This window comes from Leucobacter sp. USHLN154 (genome assembly GCF_037145595.1).
Taxonomy (GTDB): domain Bacteria; phylum Actinomycetota; class Actinomycetes; order Actinomycetales; family Microbacteriaceae; genus Leucobacter; species Leucobacter alluvii.
Genome location: NZ_JBBCXF010000004.1, coordinates 241,269 through 260,219 on the forward strand (window position 1 = coordinate 241,269; position 18,951 = coordinate 260,219).

At 63.7% G+C, this 18,951-nt stretch carries 19 protein-coding genes; 18 read left to right on the forward strand and 1 reads right to left on the reverse strand.

Going from position 1 to position 18,951, the window contains the following annotated elements; translation table 11 throughout:
- Nucleotides 1–19 precede the first annotated feature (19 nt).
- From WFH23_RS09125 to WFH23_RS09200, 16 genes are all read left to right on the forward strand, one after another.
- A complete protein-coding gene (locus tag WFH23_RS09125) occupies nt 20–1,399 on the forward strand; it encodes a M24 family metallopeptidase (RefSeq protein WP_336662279.1) in 1,380 nt (459 codons plus the stop codon).
- Between the two features lie 25 nt (nt 1,400–1,424).
- Nucleotides 1,425–2,468: a zinc-dependent alcohol dehydrogenase gene (locus WFH23_RS09130; protein WP_336662280.1), complete on the forward strand. Its 1,044-nt coding sequence runs from the start codon at nt 1,425–1,427 to the stop codon at nt 2,466–2,468.
- A 187-nt stretch (nt 2,469–2,655) separates the two neighbouring features.
- Nucleotides 2,656–3,756 (forward strand): substrate-binding domain-containing protein, encoded by a 1,101-nt coding sequence (locus tag WFH23_RS09135; protein ID WP_336662281.1) that lies wholly within the window; start codon nt 2,656–2,658, stop codon nt 3,754–3,756.
- An 80-nt stretch (nt 3,757–3,836) separates the two neighbouring features.
- Entirely contained in the window at nt 3,837–4,604 is a 768-nt protein-coding gene (locus tag WFH23_RS09140; RefSeq protein ID WP_336662282.1) for an ATP-binding cassette domain-containing protein, read from the forward strand.
- Nucleotides 4,601–5,824: a sugar ABC transporter permease gene (locus WFH23_RS09145; protein WP_336662283.1), complete on the forward strand. Its 1,224-nt coding sequence runs from the start codon at nt 4,601–4,603 to the stop codon at nt 5,822–5,824. Before WFH23_RS09140 ends, WFH23_RS09145 begins: the two co-directional genes overlap by 4 nt.
- A 12-nt stretch (nt 5,825–5,836) precedes the next feature.
- Nucleotides 5,837–6,280, forward strand: coding sequence for a hypothetical protein (locus WFH23_RS09150; RefSeq protein ID WP_336662284.1), 444 nt, complete (start codon nt 5,837–5,839; stop codon nt 6,278–6,280).
- Complete coding sequence (locus WFH23_RS09155) at nt 6,277–6,978, forward strand: SDR family oxidoreductase (protein WP_336662285.1); 702 nt, start codon at nt 6,277–6,279, stop codon at nt 6,976–6,978. Before WFH23_RS09150 ends, WFH23_RS09155 begins: the two co-directional genes overlap by 4 nt.
- A gap of 116 nt (nt 6,979–7,094) precedes the next feature.
- Nucleotides 7,095–7,886 (forward strand): SDR family NAD(P)-dependent oxidoreductase, encoded by a 792-nt coding sequence (locus tag WFH23_RS09160; RefSeq protein WP_336662286.1) that lies wholly within the window; start codon nt 7,095–7,097, stop codon nt 7,884–7,886.
- 74 nt (nt 7,887–7,960) lie between these two features.
- Nucleotides 7,961–8,767 carry an SDR family NAD(P)-dependent oxidoreductase gene (locus WFH23_RS09165; RefSeq protein ID WP_336662287.1) on the forward strand — a complete coding sequence of 269 codons (807 nt, stop codon included), beginning with the start codon at nt 7,961–7,963 and terminating at the stop codon, nt 8,765–8,767.
- A 14-nt stretch (nt 8,768–8,781) separates the two neighbouring features.
- Complete coding sequence (locus WFH23_RS09170) at nt 8,782–9,222, forward strand: cupin domain-containing protein (RefSeq protein ID WP_336662288.1); 441 nt, start codon at nt 8,782–8,784, stop codon at nt 9,220–9,222.
- Between the two features lie 8 nt (nt 9,223–9,230).
- Nucleotides 9,231–10,106, forward strand: a complete 876-nt coding sequence (locus tag WFH23_RS09175) for a sugar phosphate isomerase/epimerase family protein (protein WP_336662289.1) — start codon at nt 9,231–9,233, stop codon at nt 10,104–10,106.
- Between the two features lie 148 nt (nt 10,107–10,254).
- Nucleotides 10,255–11,499 (forward strand): sugar ABC transporter substrate-binding protein, encoded by a 1,245-nt coding sequence (locus tag WFH23_RS09180; protein ID WP_336662290.1) that lies wholly within the window; start codon nt 10,255–10,257, stop codon nt 11,497–11,499.
- Between the two features lie 127 nt (nt 11,500–11,626).
- The gene (locus WFH23_RS09185; RefSeq protein WP_336662291.1) at nt 11,627–12,604 is read left to right on the forward strand and encodes an ABC transporter permease; all 978 of its coding nucleotides are present in this window, start codon (nt 11,627–11,629) and stop codon (nt 12,602–12,604) included.
- Between the two features lie 24 nt (nt 12,605–12,628).
- Nucleotides 12,629–14,158, forward strand: coding sequence for a sugar ABC transporter ATP-binding protein (locus tag WFH23_RS09190; protein WP_336662292.1), 1,530 nt, complete (start codon nt 12,629–12,631; stop codon nt 14,156–14,158).
- A gap of 27 nt (nt 14,159–14,185) precedes the next feature.
- Nucleotides 14,186–15,145, forward strand: coding sequence for an aldo/keto reductase (locus WFH23_RS09195; protein WP_336662293.1), 960 nt, complete (start codon nt 14,186–14,188; stop codon nt 15,143–15,145).
- A 46-nt stretch (nt 15,146–15,191) separates the two neighbouring features.
- Nucleotides 15,192–16,406 carry an MFS transporter gene (locus tag WFH23_RS09200; protein ID WP_336662294.1) on the forward strand — a complete coding sequence of 405 codons (1,215 nt, stop codon included), beginning with the start codon at nt 15,192–15,194 and terminating at the stop codon, nt 16,404–16,406.
- Here WFH23_RS09200 and WFH23_RS09205 read toward each other — a convergent pair.
- Entirely contained in the window at nt 16,364–16,978 is a 615-nt protein-coding gene (locus WFH23_RS09205) for a TetR/AcrR family transcriptional regulator (protein WP_336662295.1), read from the reverse strand. The genes WFH23_RS09200 and WFH23_RS09205 overlap by 43 nt on opposite strands.
- Before the next feature lie 363 nt (nt 16,979–17,341).
- On the opposite strand from WFH23_RS09205, the gene WFH23_RS09210 reads away from it, so the two are divergent.
- Nucleotides 17,342–18,121 carry an SDR family NAD(P)-dependent oxidoreductase gene (locus WFH23_RS09210; protein ID WP_336662296.1) on the forward strand — a complete coding sequence of 260 codons (780 nt, stop codon included), beginning with the start codon at nt 17,342–17,344 and terminating at the stop codon, nt 18,119–18,121.
- Complete coding sequence (locus WFH23_RS09215; protein WP_336662297.1) at nt 18,118–18,900, forward strand: SDR family NAD(P)-dependent oxidoreductase; 783 nt, start codon at nt 18,118–18,120, stop codon at nt 18,898–18,900. The genes WFH23_RS09210 and WFH23_RS09215 overlap by 4 nt, the downstream gene beginning before the upstream one ends.
- Nucleotides 18,901–18,951 lie beyond the last annotated feature (51 nt).

Sequence of the window (18,951 nt, forward strand, 5' to 3'; positions counted from 1 at the left end):
CAAAAGGATTTGGTGGGTCATGGCAATTCCTACATTCGGAACGAATGACGTCGATTGGGAGAAGCGCATCGACCGTGACGTGCTTCGTGAGGGTCGGCTCGCGAAACTGCGGGCGGAACTCGAACGCAGCGACCTCGGGGCGCTGCTCGCCTTCGATTTCTCGAACATTCGTTACATGTCGGCGACGCACATCGGAACCTGGGCCATGGACAAGGCGATTCGATTCGCCCTGGTCACGCGCCATAGCGACCCGGTGGTGTGGGATTTCGGCTCGGCGGCGAAACATCATGACCTCTTCAACCCGTGGTTGCACACGACCACTGCGGAGATGGACGCGGATCCGCACCAACCGCATCATGGCGCAGTGAAGCCCCGAGCGGAGTCCGGCGCGCGAGCTGGCATTTCAACATTGCGCGGCGCCTTTCACCCTGACGCCGGCATCGCCGAGGAGGTCGCTCGCAAGGTGCGTCGAGAGCTCGAGAAGTACGGTCTGCTCGGCGAACCGCTCGGCATCGATATCGTCGAGCTGCCGATTCTCTTCGCGCTGCAGAAGGCGGGGGTCTCGGTTGTCGATGGTCAGCAGGTGTTCCTCAACGCTCGTGCAGTGAAGATGACGGAAGAGATTCAGCTGCTCACCCAGGCCGCCTCGATGGTCGATGCTGCGTATGACGAGTTGTACCGCTTCCTGCGACCGGGCGTTCGAGAGAACGAAACAGTCGGGCTCGTCTCGAAGGTGCTGTACGACTTGGGCTCGGAGTACGTCGAGGGCGTCAACGCGATCTCCGGCGAACGGTGCTCTCCGCACCCGCATGTGTTCTCCGACCGGCTGATTCGACCGGGCGACCCGGCCTTCTTCGACATCCTTCACAGTCACCAGGGATACCGAACGTGTTACTACCGCACCTTCGCGGTCGGTTCGGCGAGCCGGGCTCAGGTCGATGCCTACAAGCGTGCGCGCGAGTACATGGATCGCGCAATTGCGCTCGTGCGCCCGGGAGCCACCACTGCCGACATCGTTGCGGTGTGGCCGAAGGCGGAGGAGTTCGGGTTCCCGAATGAAGAGGCCGCATTCGCCCTGCAGTACGGTCATGGCGTCGGCCTCTCGATCTGGGAGAAGCCGATCTTCTCGCGACTGGTCTCGTTCGATCATCCAGAGGAGCTCAAGGAGGGGATGGTGTTCGCCCTGGAGACGTACTGGCCCTCTGCCGACGGCATCGGCGCTGCCCGAATCGAGGAAGAAGTCGTGGTCACCGCTGACGGCTGCGAGGTCATTACGAAGTTCCCGGCAGAAGAGCTGCTGGTCGCCGGGCCGAAGTACCACGCGGTCGGGTTCGACCTCCCGACCATGCGCGATTCGCAGTCCCACCTGAACACGACGTGGGGCCGCGGCGAAGCCTAGGGCGCCGAGAGGAATGCGAGATCACATGAAAGCCGCCGTCTACTACGGAGCGGGTGACGTGCGCGTCGAAACTGTCGAAGCTCCGGTCGTGAAGCCCGGGGAAGCACTGATCCGAGTCACGCGAAGCGGAGTGTGCGGCACCGATGCCTCGGAGTGGAAATCGGGACCGACGATCTTTCCGGTCAATCGCACGCACCCGCACAGCGGCCATCACGGGCCGCTCATTCTCGGGCACGAGTTCATCGGCGAGATCGTCGAGAGCGAGGGTCCGGGGTTCACACCGGGCGAACGGGTCGCCAGCGGCGCCGGAGTCTGGTGCGGCGAATGCCCCAGATGCGTCGAGGGGCGAACCAACCTCTGTCAGAAGTACCGCACGCACGGATTGAATGTCGAGGGTGGCATGGCAGAGTACGTGGCTGTGCCGACGAAGACGCTGGTGCGGATTCCTGACGAGCTCGAGGACGACGCCGCAGGGCTCGCTCAACCGCTCGCCGTCGGCCTCCACGCAGCGCGACGCGCCCGCGTTCAGCCTGGCGATCGCGTTGTGCTCATCGGAGCTGGTGCGATCGGAACATTCGTGCTCGCGGGACTCACGCATCTCGCGGACGTGGATGTGACCGTTATCGACTTCGCCGGGAGTCGACTCGAGCGCGCGCTTCGCCTCGGGGCCGCAAGGGCGATCGCGGTCGATGGTGAGCATTTCGAGAGTGAGATCGCGCAGCTGCACGGAAGGCTCGACGTCGCCGTGGAAGCGAGCGGGGCGCGCGGCCAGCTCAACCGGGCGATCGGACTCACTCGAGACGGCGGCACGGTGCTCCAGGTGGGTCTTCCCACGAGCCTGCAGGAGGTGGACATCCACCAGCTCGTCTTCCGAGAGATCACTATTCGTACGACCCTTGCTCACGTGTGCGCCGACGACATGCCTGACGCGCTTCGCATTCTTGAAACGACCGGCCTCGCCGCCGAAATGATCGACTCCGTCCGAGCGCTCGAGGAGTTGCCCGCGCAACTCGACCGCCTGGCGACGGGACAGCTCGAAGGCAAGGTGCTGTTCGATCCTCGCCTGTAGCGGGAGTCTCGCGGCCCGAGACGCGGACGTTTCGTCTTCATGACCTTCGGTGAGTGAAGGTCCGTCAAACTGCACGAATTGTTGCCGCATGGTAACAAATAGCGTACGCTTGTACATGTCTACTAAACATAATCGCGGTAGTAACGCCGTGTCGGATGCATGAAGCTCATCTCAAAGAGGAGAAATTATGGCCAGAATCCGTACCAGCATCACCGGGCTCGCCCTGGTGGGAGCCATCGGCCTCGCGGGATGCTCCGGCGCTGCCGGTGACGCCGCGGGGGACGAGGTGACAAGTGCCGATGATCTCACCGGTACCGTCGTGATGCTCCTTCCGAACACGACGACCACCCGATTCGTCGAGCATGATGGTCCGGGATTCGAGAAGGCGATGGCCGAAATCGCCCCGAATGTCAAGGTGGACATTCAGAACGCCGAGGGTGACGCAGCGAAGCAGCTGACGCAGATCGAGACTGCCGTGAATCAGGGCGTGGATGGCATCGTGCTGGTGACGGCGGATCCGCTCGTGTCGGCCGCAGGCCTGGTGCGCGCGGGTGATGCGGATATTCCGGTGATCAGCTACGAGCATGAAGCGCTCGACGGTCCTGTCGCGTATCAGTTGATGTTCGACCCCTACCGCGTCGGTATCGCTCAGGGCGAGTACCTGCGGGACCATCTCCCCGAGACAGACGGACCGTTGCAACTCGCACGTGTGTACGGCAACGCCGGAGACAACTACACGACCGAGGTGCAACGTGGTCAAGACGAAGTGCTGACCGAGCTCTTCGATTCCGGAGAGATCGAAGTGGTGTGCGAAGACAACGCCGCCGGCTGGGATCCTGCCAATGCTCAGCAACTCGTCGAGCAGTGCCTGACAAAGACGCAGAACGAGGTCGATGCGGTGCTGGCCTCGAACGACGGTACGGCCTCCGGCACGATCGCCGCTCTCGAGGGTCAGGATATGGCGGGAACCGTGCCCGTATTCGGCGGCCTCGACGCGAACCTCGAAGCACTGAAGTTCGTACTCGAAGGCAAGCAGGAGATGACCGTCTTCAAGAATTTCCCCGTCATGGGTGCTGGCGCAGCCGAGCTCATGACAGATGCGCTGATGGGCGTCGATGATTCCGAGCTCATCAACTCGACGTTCGACAACGGGTTCGGCGAGATACCCGCTGCGATGTTCGAAGTGGAGGCGGTCGACGCGGAATCCATGGGCGACATTGTCGACGCCGGGCTCTACACGAAAGAAGAAATCTGCGAAGGCGTCACCGCCTCCGGATTCTGCGACTAGCTGGTTCGAGAGGTGCGCCTCGTCAGCGGGGCGCACCCCGCGCCTGTGAATGAGAGTGAGAAATGTCGAATCGAAATGGGATGGAAGCCGCGCCAGCGCTCGAACTCCGAGGAATCAATAAGCACTTCGGCGGGGTGCACGCGCTTCGAGATATCGATCTCACCTTGAAACGGGGAGAGATCACAGCGCTCGTCGGCGACAATGGCGCGGGTAAGTCAACGCTGACGAAGGTGATTTCGGGAATCTACGCTGCAGACGCCGGTGAGACCCTCATGGACGGGAAACCGGTCCGCTTCTCGGGTCCCGCGGATTCCGCCGAACACGGGATCCAGACGGTGTACCAAGACCTCGCACTTTGCGACAATCTGAACACGATTCAGAATCTGTTCCTCGGACGCGAACTCGGTGGAGGCTTCCTCTCGCTCGGGCAGCTTTCGTGGGCAGAAATGGAACGTCGCGCCATTGAGACGCTTTCGAACCTCGGCGTGCGGATCCGCAATCTGCGGAGTCCGATAGCCACGCTGAGCGGCGGGCAGCGCCAAGGCATCGCCATCGCACGCAGCATCCTCACCGATCCGGCCATCGTGCTGCTCGACGAACCGACGGCCGCACTCGGCGTCACGCAGAAGGCGCAGGTCAGGAGCCTGCTGAACCGCTTACGCGACCAGGGCCTCGCCGTGATGCTGATATCCCATGACATGCAAGATGTCCGCGAACTGGCAGATCGAATCGAAGTCCTGCGGCTCGGAGCGAAGGCGGCCACGTTCACACGAGGCAACTACTCGACGACGGACCTCTTGGGAGCAATGACTGGTGCCACAACTCAAGAACGGGAGGCCGTTGCATGACCGTGACGTCTACTACTGATCGGACCGGCGCGGTCAAGGTCGCTGAGTCGAATGCGTCATTGCCACGTCGCGAGCGCATCAAACTCCTGCTCACCCAATTTCGGCTGGGGCCGGCGCTCGTGGTGCTCGCGATCGTCTGGTTGTTCTTCACAATCCAGAACCCGCTCTTCCTGTCGCCGGGCAACATCTCGAACCTGACCCAGCAGACTGCCGTGACGGCGACACTCGCGATCGGGCTCGTCTTCATTCTGCTGCTGGGTGAGATCGACCTGTCCGTTGCGGCGCTCAGTGGGGTAGGAGGCGCAGCTGCCGGAGGGCTCGCTGTGAACTCGGGGTGGAATCCGTTGCTCGCGGTGCTCGTCGCGCTCGCCGTGGGGATCGGGTGGTCGCTCGTGCAAGCGGTGCTGGTGCTGTACGGTGCGCCGTCATTCATTGTGACTCTGGCCGGATCACTCGCGCTCGCAGGAGTGCTTCTGATGTTGCTGCCAGACAGCGGGCAGATCAGCCTTGCGACGAACGATCTTCGATTGATCGCCGGAAGCTACCTTCCCGTGTGGGCGGGTTGGGCTTTCGGCGCCTTCGGGGTCGCCGTAACTGCGCTCTTCTATGTACGGCAGTACCGGTCGCGCGTGCGACAGCAGGTGACCGTGCACTTCCGTCGCAACCTCATCGTGCCGATCGTGGCGACCGCGGTAGTCGTGCTCGGGGTGGTGGCAGTCATGAACAGCCACCGAGGCATGCCGGCGGTATTCGCGGTGATCATCGCGATCATGGGTGCGCTCTCGTTCATCACGACCCAGACGAAGTTCGGTGTCAACATCTATGCCGTCGGGGGCAACCGCGAAGCGGCACGTCGCGCTGGCATTCCTGTGAACTCGACGATCCTGTGGTGCTTCGCCCTCGCCGGACTCTTCGCTGCACTGGGAGGCGTGTTCGCGGCCTCTCGCCTCCTGGGAGTCTCCAATCAGTCAGGTGGCGGCTCGCTGCTCCTCGAGGCAATCGCGGCGGCGGTGATCGGCGGCACGAGCCTGTTCGGCGGCCGCGGAACAGTGTGGTCTGCCCTGATCGGTGCGTTGCTCATCGGTTCGATCAGCAACGGCATGGATCTCCTCGGATTGCCGACCGAGGCCAAACTCGTCGTCACGGGCGCCGTGCTCGTCGTCGCGACGCTGTCAGACGTTGTGATCAGCCGCGGCTCCTTCTCGTGGCGCAAGAAGTGAATGGAGCGGTTCATGAGTGAAACGCAGTCGATCGTCGGAACGCGGGTTGAGACGCATGCGGACGACGGGTTTGAGCGAACGAGGCTCACCGTGCATGTCGGTGATGCGATTGCGCCGGCTCGCAGTGCGCTCCTCACTGCGACGGTGTACTCCGTCGTCGAGTTCCTCGCTGCAGTCGAGCACGCCCCGCCTCAGGGTTCGGCCGTGATCGACATCCGACTCCCGCCGTTCACTGGGGCGCGTCAAGCCGCGGAAGCGGAAGCGTTCGTGCACGCCGCGAAAGGCCTCGTGCAGAGCTGGACGCTCGAGCGCGGATCCGCTTCGAGCCCCGCCAACGTCGTTGTCTCCGAGAGCGGCCAGGACGCGGCCCGAGAGGCCGCGGTCGAGTACTTCACCAGCGAACTCGGCGCATTCTCGCGAGGTTCTCTGTTCGACCTTCGGGAGGAGCGAAAGTGAGCGTGTTGGTAACCGGCGCAACCGGAGGTATCGGCGGCGCGATTGTTCGAGAACTGCAATGCTCGGGCCACGAAGTCATCACCCAGGATCTCAGAGCGACGGATGCGTTGACGCCGGACATCGTGGGAGACCTGCTCGAATCCGAGACGATGCGCGAAGTGGTGGAACGCTGCCGCCAGGACGGGGTGACCTCGGTCATCGCCGCTCACGGCATTGCAGCTGCTGCCGCAGTATCGCAGACCTCCCGTGAGTTCTCAGACCGAGCCATGCGGATCAACACCCTCACCTTCATCGAACTCTTCGACGCTCTCGAAACGTTGATCGAGGATCGCGATGGCGCCTATGTCGCGATCTCGAGTCAAGCAGGCTTGGTCGGCGAGGCGAATAACGGCGCGTACTGCGCGTCGAAGTTCGCGCTGGTCGGCTGGGCGCGGAAGCGACTCGACGACGGACGCGGACGGTTGCGGATTCTCTGTCCCGGCGCGACCGAGACTCCGCTTCTCGAGGACGCGCTCAGGGGTATGGCCGAGGCGCAGGGAATCCGTTACGAGGATCTCCTCTCCGCTCGAAACGCGCAGACACCTGCGGGTCGTCTGGGCAGCACAGCGGAACTCGCCAGAGCGGCGCGGCTGCTGGTCGAACTCGACAGTCCGCGGCTGCTGATCGCGCCGGTAACCGGCGGAGAAGTCATGTATTGATATCCGCACATCGCGCCGCGCACGGCGCCAGGCGAAACACCGACGTGACATCTTCTCGCAATATTCGTCCATCGGTATCGGCGACCCCGCCGATACCGCCACCGCAAAGGAGCAACATGACTCACGCAGCACCCTCGGTTCTGATCACCGGCGCTACCGGCGGAATCGGGCGCGAGACCGCCCGCCGGTTCGCCCAAGAAGGTCACCGCATCGTCGTAGCGGATCTCGCGCAAGCAGGAGTCGATGCCTTCGCCGAAGAATTGCGCGGCGAATTCTCTGGCATCGACGTCTTGCCTCTCGTCGTCGACCAATCCGACGAGGATTCACTCCGTTCAGCCGCGGAGACCGTGCGTACCTGGTCGGGAGGCGAGTTGAACGCTCTCGCGCTGGTTGCCGGAACCGTTCAGGCCGAAGGGGTACCGGTCGAGGAACTTTCGGTCGAGGAGTGGGATCGCGTGCACTCGGTCAATCTTCGCGGCGTGTTCCTGGCCTCGAAGCACTTCATTCCGATCATTGCGACGGGTGGCTCAGGTTCGATCATCGCCATCGCGTCTTATTGGGGCCGGGAGGCTCATCCGTTCTTCGCGTCCTACTGCACGTCGAAGGCCGGTGTGATCAGTTTCGTGCAAGGCCTGGCCGGCGAACTCGCGGACCGGGGTATCCGCGTGAACGCGGTCGCCCCGGGCAATATCGACACGAACATGCACCGGAAAGCACTGACGGAGGAAGCCGAGACGCGTGGCATCTCCTTCGAGGAGATGCGAGATATCGAATGGGCGAAGATCCCGCTCAAGGCCGCCGGCCCTCCACGTTCGATCGCGGACGCCGTCTACTTCCTGTCGACCGAACACGCGTCGTACATCACCGGCGCAACGCTCGACGTCAACGGCGGCGTCGTCATGACGTAAGCCGGCAGCGGCCGCGAGGCCGGACGTTCGGCCTCGCCCCAGTTTCGACCACGTGTTTCAAAGGAGAAAGAACGATGGATCTCAAGCTCAACGGTAAACGAGTACTGGTGACGGGCGGTGCTTCTGGCATCGGCGATGCCATCGTGCGCACGTTCGCGCACGAGGGGGCCTTTCCGATCGCGGTAGACATCAACGAAGCGGGTCTCGAGCGGCAGGCGAGCGAACTGGAACGCCTCGATCTGCCGTCTGCACGCATCGTCGCCGACCTGTCGACACAGGAAGGAGTCGACCGCGTCGTCTCTGAAGGTGCGGCGATCTTCGGAGCGGCGCCCGACATTCTCATCAATAACGTCGGCACGGGGACGCTCCGCACGCTCGATGAGACGAGCGATGAGGACTTCCACCGCACGCTCGAGTTGAACCTGTTCGCGATGGTCCGCATCTGCAAGGCGTTCCTGCCGGAGATGAAGGAAGCCGGGGGCGGCTCGGTGGTCTCAGTGACGTCGGATCTCTCGCGGCAACCGGAGGATTCGATCACCGATTACGCCGCTTCTAAGGCGGCCGTCGCCTCGGTGGCGAAATCGCTCGCGCGCCTCTACGCGCCGACCGTTCGTGTGAACTGCGTCGCCCCAGGGCCGATCTACACGCCGTTCTGGTCCGATGAGCAATACGGATGGCAGAAGAAGGTGGAGGGGGCGTACGGCAAGGAGGGCACGGCGGCGCTCGACGCCCTGATCGAGGACCGCGGCATCCCGATGGCTCGCATGGGGACGCCAGAGGAGGTCGGCGCCGCGGTCGCCTTCCTCGCTTCCGAGGTTTCAGGGTTCACGACCGGCGCGACGCTCGGCGTCGACGGCGGCAGTATCCGAGCATTGTTCTGAGGCGGGGAGCCACTATGGATATTCGACGACGCGATACTGAACTCATTTCCGAGCACGGCGGAACCATCAAGAGCCTGTTCTTCTACAAAATGGAAGAACTTCGCACCGAGACGATGGGGGGCTATCTCGAATTCATCGATGAGTTCACGCTGGCGGCTGGTGGCGCCCTCGAACCCCACTCGCACGACTCCGACGAGTTCTACTACCTGCTCGAGGGAAGCGGCACGATGACGGTCGCCGACGAGAGCGAAGTGCTTCGGGCGGGGGAACTGGTTCGGATCCGCCCGAACCTGATCCACTCGATTCGTGCCGATCAGGGCTCTGATATCCGGGCCGTCGCTTTCGCCGTGAGTTACATGCCGGAGGACAAGGTCGGGTACACCGCGCACCCGACCGACGGCAGGGAACCGCATTTCGTGTCGACGCACTACTGGGAGGAAGGCCGCTCGAAATGAGCGCGTCGGTGAGGGCAGATCTTCTCGCCACCTGCTGGACGAGTGCGGGGAATGCCGCCCCGCAGCGCGGGAACGAGGAGAGCTCGTTCCCGATTCTCGAACGCGTCGAAGAGCTCGCCCGTGCGGGATGGAACGGCATCGGGCTCGTGAACGCGGATCTGCAACGCGCGAAGCGCGAGCTGGGATACCCCGCACTGCGGACGGCCGTGGATCGAGCCGGCCTCGAGTATCGAGAAGTGGAGATCCTCGACAACTGGTGGACGGTGGGGGAGGAGCGGAAACGGGCAGATCGACTGCGCGACGAGCTGTTCGAAGCGGCTGCAGAGCTCGGGGCGCAGCGCATCAAAGTCATGTCGTGTCTCGACGCATCGCCTCCGCCGCACGAGCGCTTCGTACGGGAATTGCGGGAACTGAGCAGGAGGGCGGCCGATGCAGGTGTCGTGCTCGCGCTCGAGCCCATGCCCTTCTCTTCGAATGTAGCGACCCTTGAGGCGGGAGTGCGGTTGCTGGAGGAGGTGGATCACTCCGCCGCAGGGCTGACCATCGATACCTGGCATGTGTTTCGAGCAGGGACGCCGTACGAGCGTATCCCCGAGATCGTGCCCCTGGAGTTCGTCGCGGTCGTCGAGCTGAACGACTGCGCCGAGGAGCCCGTTGGATCTCTCTGGGCCGACACTGTCGACAATCGGCGGCTCCCGGGCGAGGGCGACGCGAGTGTCGCTGAGTTCGTTCGATGGGTCGCTGCAACGGGCTTTCAGGGCCCGTGGGGGGTCGAGATCATCTCGACCGAACTTCGGGCCTTGCCACTGCGCGACGCGCTCGAGGTTTCGGCGCGAACAACGCGTGAGGTCATCGACGCGGGCCTGCAACTTCGCAGCAACTGACCGCTTCGTTAACTGAAAGCACACATTTCGGAACCTTTACCGAGCCGTTACGAAACATGCCGGCGAAAACAGGCCGCATGTGTATCATTACTGAACAGGCTTGCGCGCTACTGAACAGGCTTGGTTACCTACACAAGGAAGTGGATTCATGCGTAACAAATATTCACGCTCCGCAGCGGCCGTTGGCGCAGTCGCCGCCGGCATGCTGGTGCTGAGCGCATGCAGTGGAAGCGGTGCTGGTGGTGGCGAAGCTGCCGCTGATCTGCCCGAATCGGTCGACCTGCAGGGCGAAACCGTCGCCTCGTTGTTCACCAGTCTCAACAACGATTATTACTCCAGCTGGGACCAGGGCGCGAGTCGCGCAGTCGCAGCCTTCAACGGCGAATACGTCGCTATGACCAATGAGGGTGACCCTGCCACTCAGATCTCACAGTTCCAGCAACAGGTTGATGCGGGCGTCAAGATTATCTTCGTGACCGCACCGGACCCGTCGAGCGTGGGGGAGATGGCTCGCATCGCGAACGAGAATGACGTCTGCTTCGCCAATACCTGGGAGATGGTGCCTTGGGAGTCTCCCTTCGACTTCGGTGATCAGTACGTCACCTACCACACGAATCACTCCTACGAGGCGGCGTACGAAACCGTCACCGCGCTGTTCGAGGAGATGGGCGGTGAGGGCAACTTCGTGCACCTGACCGGCCATCCCGGATCGACGCCCGACACGCAGCGCACCCTCGCGGTCGATGATGCGCTGGAGGAGTACCCCGACATCACGCTCGTCGACCGGCAGCCGGGCGAGTGGAACCGCGATGACTCCCGCAACGCCATGGCCGGCATCATCTCCCGGAGCGGCAAAGATATCGATGGGGTCTTCGGTCAGAACGACGATGTCGCGATCGGTGCACTCAATGCACTGACCGAAGCCGGCGTCGAAGACGTGCCGATCACGGGCATGGACGGCAACGAGGGGACCATGGAGCTTATCCAGTCGGGCGACATCTTCGGCGCATACTCCTCGCTTCCGCAGTGGTCCGCCGGGTTCTCGTTCGTGCAAGCGCTCGACGCCTGCATGAGCGGTGAGACTCCCGAACCGCTGAACCGACAGCTCTGGTCGGGCGGCATCTTCGTGTCGGAGGACAACGTGCAGGACTACCTGGACACGTATGTGGGCGACAACGATCCGTACGACTGGGTGAAGATGAGCCGAGTGGCGCACCCCGATGACTGGGACCCGCAGAACAAGGTCGAGGCGCTCGTCATGGACGACATGTGGTCGTGGGAGCCGCAGCCGTCAGGGTACGAGCTGCCTGATGAGTACTCCGGTGCACTTGGAGACCTGGACGCGGTCAACGCCGAGTGGGATGAGCACTGGAAGATGCTTCGACGCGACTAACTGAGCTCGACGCCTCGTACGGTTCGTCTTTCCGCGGCTGTGGTGGTCGATCGGTGCCCATCGGCACCTTCGGCCATCACAGCCTCACTTGAACGCAGTAGCACCCAGCTGAAGGGACCCATCTCCCATGACACTCACTCAATCCATCAATATCGGGCGTGCTGAAAGAAAGGAGACGATCAAGTCGGTCGGACTTCCGCTCGTCGCCATCGTCTTCCTGCTCGTTCTGTTCTCGATTTTGAGTCCCACGTTTCTGCAGGGCAGCACGTTCGTAACGATTCTCCGGGAGTCATCGGTACTCCTCGTCGTCGCCGTTGGCATGACGCTCGTCATCATTCAGGGAAGCATCGACCTCTCGGTCGGCGCAACCGTATCGCTCGCCGGGCTTGTGGCCGCGTCGGTCACGAAGGAGGCGAATGTGTTCGTCGCAGTGCTTGCAGCGCTCGCCGTCGGTCTCGTGGTGGGACTGGTCAACGGTCTCATCTTCGCGTATGGAAAGGTGCCGAGCTTCCTGGTGACACTGGGTATGTCCATGGTGGTCGGCGGTATCGGCACCTGGCTGGTGAACGGCCGTCCCGTGCAGGTCTCCGACCCGGGCATGCGCTGGGTCTCGCAGTCGCAGTTGATTCCCGGCATTCCGACACTGGTGATCTGGGCTGTGCTCGTGTGGCTCATCTTCTCCTTCGTCGGCATGAAGACACGGTTCGGTCGGTACGCCTTCGCCATTGGCGGCGCCGAGGCGGTGAGCTCCCTTGCCGGCATTCCCAATCGGAGAGTGAAGCTCTGGGCGCTCACCATCGCCGGTCTATGCGCGGCGGTGGCGGGCATTCTGCTCACGTCTCGCATCGGTGCTGCCACTCCCGGGATGGGCGATCGTCTGACGCTGGACGCTATCGCGGCCGTCGTGATGGGCGGCACCGCGATCACCGGCGGCGTCGGCGGGGTGCAGCGCACCGTGCTCGGCGTGCTGGTCATCACGATCCTCAGCGTCGGCCTGAACTCCATGGGCGTGCAGCCCTACATGCAGGCGATCATCCAGGGTCTCGTTGTTGTGGCGGCGGTCGCCTTGACGCTCGATCGCGCCAAGCTCACGGTCATCAAGTAGCTTCCGAGATTCGGAGAAGCAGTCATGAATGAGACACCCATCCTGGTCGCGAGAGGGCTCGACAAGCGTTTCGGGCCGGTGCACGCCAATAAGGCCGTCGATCTCGATCTCCGCGTCGGCGAAGTGCTCGGCCTTGTCGGCGAGAACGGTGCGGGGAAATCGACGCTCCTGTCGATGTTGAGCGGAACGCTCGAGGCTGATGAGGGCACGCTCGAACTCAACGGTGAGGTGGTGAAGTTCGGCACCTATCACCAGGCGACGAAGAGCGGCGTGTTCCGCGTCTATCAGCACCAGGCGCTCGTTCCGAATGTGACCATTGCGGAGAATATCTATCTGGCGCAGGAGACCGAGTTCACCCGCTTCGGCGTCCTGAGCAAGCGCGCGATGGAGCGGAGTACCCAGGAGATCTTCGATGATCTCGGAGTGACGCTCGAGCCGAGCGCGCAGCTCAGCCGATTGAGTTTCGCCGAACGGCAGGTGGTGGAGATCGTGCGCTGCCTCGCCCAGGCGCGGTTGCTCGGAATCGCCCACCCGGTGATCCTGCTCGACGAACCGACAAGCGCACTCACTCGTGGTCAGATCGACTTCTTCTTCGATTTCGTGAACCGTATCAAGCCTCAGGCGGCGCAAGTATTCGTGTCGCACCGCCTCGAAGAGATCGTCGCGTTGTGCGACCGACTCGTGGTGCTCAAGGACGGCGAGAAAGTCGCGGAGAATGACCGCCCCCGTGAGTTGAGCGAGAGCGAGATCCACTCGATGATGGTGGGTCGGAGTATCGCGATGCACAGCCGGAGGCGCGCAGTGACGGCTGAGGTCCGTGCCGCTGCGGAGCCCGTGCTCTCGTTGCAGGAGTTCTCGAGTGAGAGCTTCACGGACGTCTCCTTGCAGGTGGTTCCCGGCGAGATCGTTGGCATCGCGGGTGTGGTCGGTTCCGGGAAATCACATCTCGGTCGCGCGATCTTCGAACTTGGAGAGGGCTGCACCGGCACGATTCAGGTTCGCGGCAGCAGCCCCCGTAAGACAGGATCACGGTATGGGATCCGAGAGTCGGTGGGGTATGTACCGACCGAACGCCATCGTGAAGGTCTCGTGCTGGGGATGACGGTCGCGCAGAACCTCTCGCTGCCGTACGTCGGGGCTGCGATCGCGCCGTCACCGGTCATTGACGGAAAGCAGGAGCAACGCCAAACGGTCGCGGCGATCGAGCAACTGAGTATCAAGACGCCCGGCCCGAACACGCTCATCCGCAACTTGAGCGGCGGGAATCAACAGAAGGTGATCCTCGCACGGTGGTTGACGCTCGGATCGAAGATCCTGGTGCTCGACAACCCGACGAACGGCGTTGACGTGGGCGCGAAGGGCGAGATCTACTCCATACTCGATGACATCACCGCTCAGGGGATCTCGGTCATTCTGATCAGCGATGATCTGCCCGAACTCATCACGATGAGTGACCGGATTCTTGTGATGAAGGACGGCAGGATCCGCGCGGAATACGATGTCGCTCCCGAGACCCCGCTCACCGAGGTCGATCTCGTCGCCGATATGGTCTGACCCGCACCCACGAGTAGAGGAGCCGCAATGGAATATCGCCCACTCGGAACCACCGGCGTTGACGTCTCAGCCATCTCGTTCGGCACTTCGCCGCTCGGGCAATTGTTCGGTCCCGTCCCGTTCGAGCAGGCGCGAGACGCGGTCTTCGCTGCGGTCGATCTCGGCATGAACCTCATCGACACCTCGTCGTACTACGGGGATGCGGAGGAGCGCCTCGGGCGGATCATCGGAGACCTGCCCGACGATGTGCTGACCGCGACGAAGGGCGGTCGGCTGGGATGGGACGAGTTCGACTTCACCCCCGCAGCGATCCGGTCGAGCCTCGAAGCCAGCCTGGAACGACTCGGCCGCGATCACGTCGACGTCTTTCAACTGCACGACATCGACTTCGTGCCGCTCGGCCCGGTACTCGAGGACGGGTTCGCCGAACTCGTGAAGTTGCGCGAGGAGGGGAAGTGCCGGTTCATCGGGATGACCTGCTACTCGCTTCCGACGATCCGACGGGTCCTGCTGGAGACCGACGTCGACGTAGTGCTCAACTACTCGCACGGCACGCTGCTCGACGACTCCATGACCGACGAGCTCGCACCGATCGCGAAGGAGCGAGGCGTCGGGCTCATGAACGCGGCTGCCGTGTCGCTCGGCATGCTGACGCCCGGGGTGCTGGGGATGGAGAAGCACAACATCGCATCCGACGTCTCCTTGCGCGCGGCGCAGGCGATGGCGCGCACCGCCGAGCGGAGAGGTGCCGACATCGCATTCGTCGCGAATCAGTACGCGCTCCAGCGGGTGCAGTGCGACACGACCGTGATCGGTTCCACGAACATCGAGCACCTGACCTCCGCCGTATCCGCGCTCACAACGCCGATCGACGAGGAGCTCCTCGCGGAGCTGCTCGCATCGCGTTTGCCGCTCGAAGAGCAGCAGTGGTCGGTCGGTCTTCCTGAGAACAATCGCTGGGAGTGGCGCGACGGAGCATCGGCGTGACGCCCTGACCGGGCGGAGGCGCTCGAATGGCGGCCGACGACGCCGCGTGAGCCTGGTCTCGGCGCTCGTCTGCGGTTCGTTCGGCATCGGAGTGAGTGAGTTCGTGGTCATGGGGCTGTTGCCCGACATCGCTGCCGATCTCGAACCCGCGTTGACTGCTGGGTCACCCGGCACGGCTCTGGCGCTCACGGGGGGCATGGTGTCGGGGTACGCGCTCGGCGTCGTGGTCGGGATGCTCGTGACTCCGCTCGTGCTGCGGCGGTGCTCTGAGCGGACGATTCTGCTGGTGTGCGCTGCGGTGATGCTGGTCGGCACCGGGTTGACCGCCGTCAGCCCGAGTCTGTTCATCGCTGTCGTGCTGCGCTTCGGTTCGGCGCTGACTCACGCGTCGTACGTCGGAATCGCTTCGTCGGTCGTCGGCCGGGAGCTGGGTGACGCGCATCAGGGTCGAGGGGCGGCGATCGTGGTCGGCGGGCTGTCGGTCGCGAACCTGCTCGGGGTGCCCGTGCTGACGGCACTCGGCTCGGGAAGCGACTGGCGTGCGGTGCTCGCGATCTGCGCGGTACTCTTCGCGGTTCCGATGGTCACTCTGTGGATCTCACACGCGCCGTTGTCCGCGCAACGTCCTCGCCTGAGCGGCGGTCGTGCGGCTCCCGGCGGCAATCGACTCTGGATGCTGGTCGTGGTCGTCACTGTGCTGGCGAGCGGGTGCTTCGCTGTCACGACCTTCGTCGCCCCACTCGCAGATCTGTCTCGGGGCGTCGGAGGGCCCGTGCCGGTGGCGGTGCTCATGCTGCTGTTCGGGATAGGGATGAACCTCGGAAACGTCGGGGGCGGGTGGGCGGCCGACCGGTCGGCGGATCGAACGCTGCTCGCGAGCGGGATTGCGGGGATCGCCGGCGCGGTACTCGTGCTGATTCCGTCGGCGTCCGGAGTGACGATGAGTCTGGGGATCTGGGGTGTCGGTCTCAGCCTGGGGCTCCTGACGCCCGCGGCGCAGGTGCTCTACATGCGCACCGCTCGGCCCGACTCCCGGTTGGCCGCATCGCTCGCACCGGGCACGATCAACCTGGGCAGCTTCCTCGGCGCGGCGGTCGGCGGCGCTGGTCTGGCCGTCGCCGGTGCTGCATCGGTGGGGGCGATCGCCGTCGCGCTCATCGGAGGGGCCACGCTCATGCAACTCATCCGTGCCTGCTGGTCGCGTTCGCGAGCGAGCGCTCAGGGTGAGGCAGGCGACTCCGCACGCACACCGGCGAAGTAGATCTCGAAGAGCTCGTCCGCGATTTCACGGTCGCTCAGCTCGTGACCGGGGCGGTACCACTGGTAGCTCCAGTTGCACATGCCGAAGAGCGCGAAGGCGGCGATGCGGGGATGCTGCGGGCGAAGTGCTCCGGTGTCGACGCCGGTGCGAATGCGGGATTCGATGACGCGTTCGTAGTGGTCGCGTTTCGACGTCGCGACCGCGCGGAGTTCGTCGGGCAGTTCGCGGTAGTACTCGAAGAAGACCCGCACGTGGTCGGATTTCGTCTCCATGAGTTGCAGGATGTCACGGAAGACTTGACGCAGGAACTCCGAGAGCGGCACGTCGTCCGAGGTGTCGGCGACGTGGGCGGAGAGCTCTTCGATCCATTGGTCATGGATTTCGAAGAGGATCTCCGGTTTCTGGCGAAAGTAGTGGTACACGGTAGCCTTCGCGCACCCTACCCGCTCGGCGATCATCGCCGTCGACGTCTGGTGATAGCCGTGCTCGTTGAACAGTTGCGCAGCGGCATCGATGATCGCCGCACGCCGCTGCTGGCCGCCGGGGGTGAGATCGTTCGGGCTCTGGCGCATCGCATTCCTTACTCTGAGTCCTCCGATTGTAGAGGGAGATACCGTGACCGACCGGCTGGCCGGTCATTGCCGGGAAAAGGCCCTGATGAGGGGTGAGAATGTCAGAATGTAGAGTTCGGTTAAACATCTACGCGGGCGGCACCCGAGCGTACAGGAGGCGCAAGTTCTGCACAGAAATCCTGATGGCAGCGGTATAGATTGGAATGCGTCTCTGGACATCGGTGGTATCGGCTGTAAAGTGTTACTCGAGGCGTGTAGCCTCAGTGACCCCGGCTGCGGCGGTTGCGCGGTGTGCTGCAGTGTTGCGGGCGCCCGTTGCACGGCGGCCGGAATACGTGCGGCCCAAGAAGGAGAATGCAGACAATGGCGTCAAGACTTTCAGGCAAGACCGTCATCGTGACAGGAGCGGCTTCGGGAATCGGTGAGGCAATCGTGCGCGGTTTCGCGGACGAGGGGGCGAACGTCGTCATCGCCGACCTCAACGCCGAAGCCGCGGGGGTCATCGCGGACGAGATCGGCGCCGCAGGCGGGTCGTCGCTTGCGGTGCAGGTGGACATCACCGACCGCGACCAGGTCCGGGCGGGCATCCAGTCCGCGGTTGAGCGCTTCGGACGCATCGATGCGTACTTCAACAACGCGGGCATGAACGTCCCCATGAAGTACCTCGACATCACGGAGGAGAATTTCTCGAAAGTGCTCGAGGTGAACGCGTTGGGAACGCTGATCGGTGCGCAGGAGGCGGCGAAGCAGTTCATCGCGCAGGGCGGCGGCGGCAAGATCGTCAATACCGCGTCGATCGCGGGCCGCACGGGGTTCCCGAGCTTCGCTCCGTACTCGGCCGCGAAGGCCGCGGTCATCTCGTTGACGCAGGCGGGGGCCAGGGCGCTCGCAGAACACGGCATTACGGTGAATGGGTTCGCGCCGGGCGTTGTCGCGACGCCGCTGTGGAAGAAGCTCGATGAGGATCTGGAGCGCATCGGCGAGGGCGACGCCGGCTTCGATTCCATGGCCGGCGATATTCTTCTGGGCCGCCCCGCGCAGCCCGCCGACATCGTGCCGACGGCGATCTTCCTCGCCGCGCCCGACTCCGACTACATCACAGGTCAAATCGTGCCCATCGAGGGAGGGATGATCCTCGTATGAGCGATTCACGAGTCGTGCTCGTCACCGGTGCGGGCGGGGGCATGGGCCGCGAGGTCGCAGCGCGCTACGCCGCCCAGGGCGATCGTCTGGTGCTCGTCGATCTGACCCAGGAGAGTCTGGATCGTGCCGTGCAGGCGCTCCGACAGGAATGGCCGACCACCGAGGTGCTGCTGATTCCGGCTGACGTCTCCAAACCCGAATCGGTGCGAAACGTGGCCGATCAGGTGCAGGAGTGGGCGGGCCGGGTCGATGTGCTCGCGCTGATCGCGGGAGTGCTGCAGCGCGCGAACAAGGTCACCGACATCGACATCGACGAGTGGGACCGTGTGAACGATGTGAACGTTCGCGGCGTCTTCCTCATGGCCAAGTTCCTGGTGCCGTTGATGCCGAAGGGCGGTGCGTCGAGCATCGCCACGATCGCGTCGTGGTACGGCCACTCGGGGCACGGCTACTTCGCCGCGTACTGCGCTTCGAAGGCCGGTGTCATCAGCCTGACGCAGAGCCTGGCCGATGAGCTCGCCGAAGACGGGATCCGGGCGAACACGGTGTGCCCGGGCAACATCGACACGCAGATGCACCGCGACGCGCTCGCCGCCGAGGCGAAGGAGCGCGGCATCACCTTCGAGGAGATGAAGGCGATCGAATGGGCCAAGATCCCGCTCGGGATCGCCGGTCCGGCGGGTTCCATCGCCGACGCTGTTGAGTTCCTCACCTCCGAGAAGGCGAGCTACATCACAGGAGCATCGATCGACGTCAACGGCGGCGTGCTCTTCCACTGAGAGCGGCCCGTGGCCGCTCCACCCAGCACGCGACGGGCGGAAAAAACCGAC

Coding starts and splice junctions, on each gene's coding strand:
- WFH23_RS09145 (WP_336662283.1), top strand. CDS start 4,601: ATGACCGTGACGTCTACTACTGATCGGACCGGCGCGGTCAAGGTCGCT.
- WFH23_RS09180 (WP_336662290.1), top strand. CDS start 10,255: ATGCGTAACAAATATTCACGCTCCGCAGCGGCCGTTGGCGCAGTCGCC.
- WFH23_RS09215 (WP_336662297.1), top strand. CDS start 18,118: ATGAGCGATTCACGAGTCGTGCTCGTCACCGGTGCGGGCGGGGGCATG.
- WFH23_RS09140 (WP_336662282.1), top strand. CDS start 3,837: ATGGAAGCCGCGCCAGCGCTCGAACTCCGAGGAATCAATAAGCACTTC.
- WFH23_RS09190 (WP_336662292.1), top strand. CDS start 12,629: ATGAATGAGACACCCATCCTGGTCGCGAGAGGGCTCGACAAGCGTTTC.
- WFH23_RS09195 (WP_336662293.1), top strand. CDS start 14,186: ATGGAATATCGCCCACTCGGAACCACCGGCGTTGACGTCTCAGCCATC.
- WFH23_RS09160 (WP_336662286.1), top strand. CDS start 7,095: ATGACTCACGCAGCACCCTCGGTTCTGATCACCGGCGCTACCGGCGGA.
- WFH23_RS09150 (WP_336662284.1), top strand. CDS start 5,837: ATGAGTGAAACGCAGTCGATCGTCGGAACGCGGGTTGAGACGCATGCG.
- WFH23_RS09205 (WP_336662295.1), bottom strand. CDS start 16,978: ATGCGCCAGAGCCCGAACGATCTCACCCCCGGCGGCCAGCAGCGGCGT.
- WFH23_RS09135 (WP_336662281.1), top strand. CDS start 2,656: ATGGCCAGAATCCGTACCAGCATCACCGGGCTCGCCCTGGTGGGAGCC.
- WFH23_RS09210 (WP_336662296.1), top strand. CDS start 17,342: ATGGCGTCAAGACTTTCAGGCAAGACCGTCATCGTGACAGGAGCGGCT.
- WFH23_RS09125 (WP_336662279.1), top strand. CDS start 20: ATGGCAATTCCTACATTCGGAACGAATGACGTCGATTGGGAGAAGCGC.
- WFH23_RS09130 (WP_336662280.1), top strand. CDS start 1,425: ATGAAAGCCGCCGTCTACTACGGAGCGGGTGACGTGCGCGTCGAAACT.
- WFH23_RS09185 (WP_336662291.1), top strand. CDS start 11,627: ATGACACTCACTCAATCCATCAATATCGGGCGTGCTGAAAGAAAGGAG.
- WFH23_RS09170 (WP_336662288.1), top strand. CDS start 8,782: ATGGATATTCGACGACGCGATACTGAACTCATTTCCGAGCACGGCGGA.
- WFH23_RS09165 (WP_336662287.1), top strand. CDS start 7,961: ATGGATCTCAAGCTCAACGGTAAACGAGTACTGGTGACGGGCGGTGCT.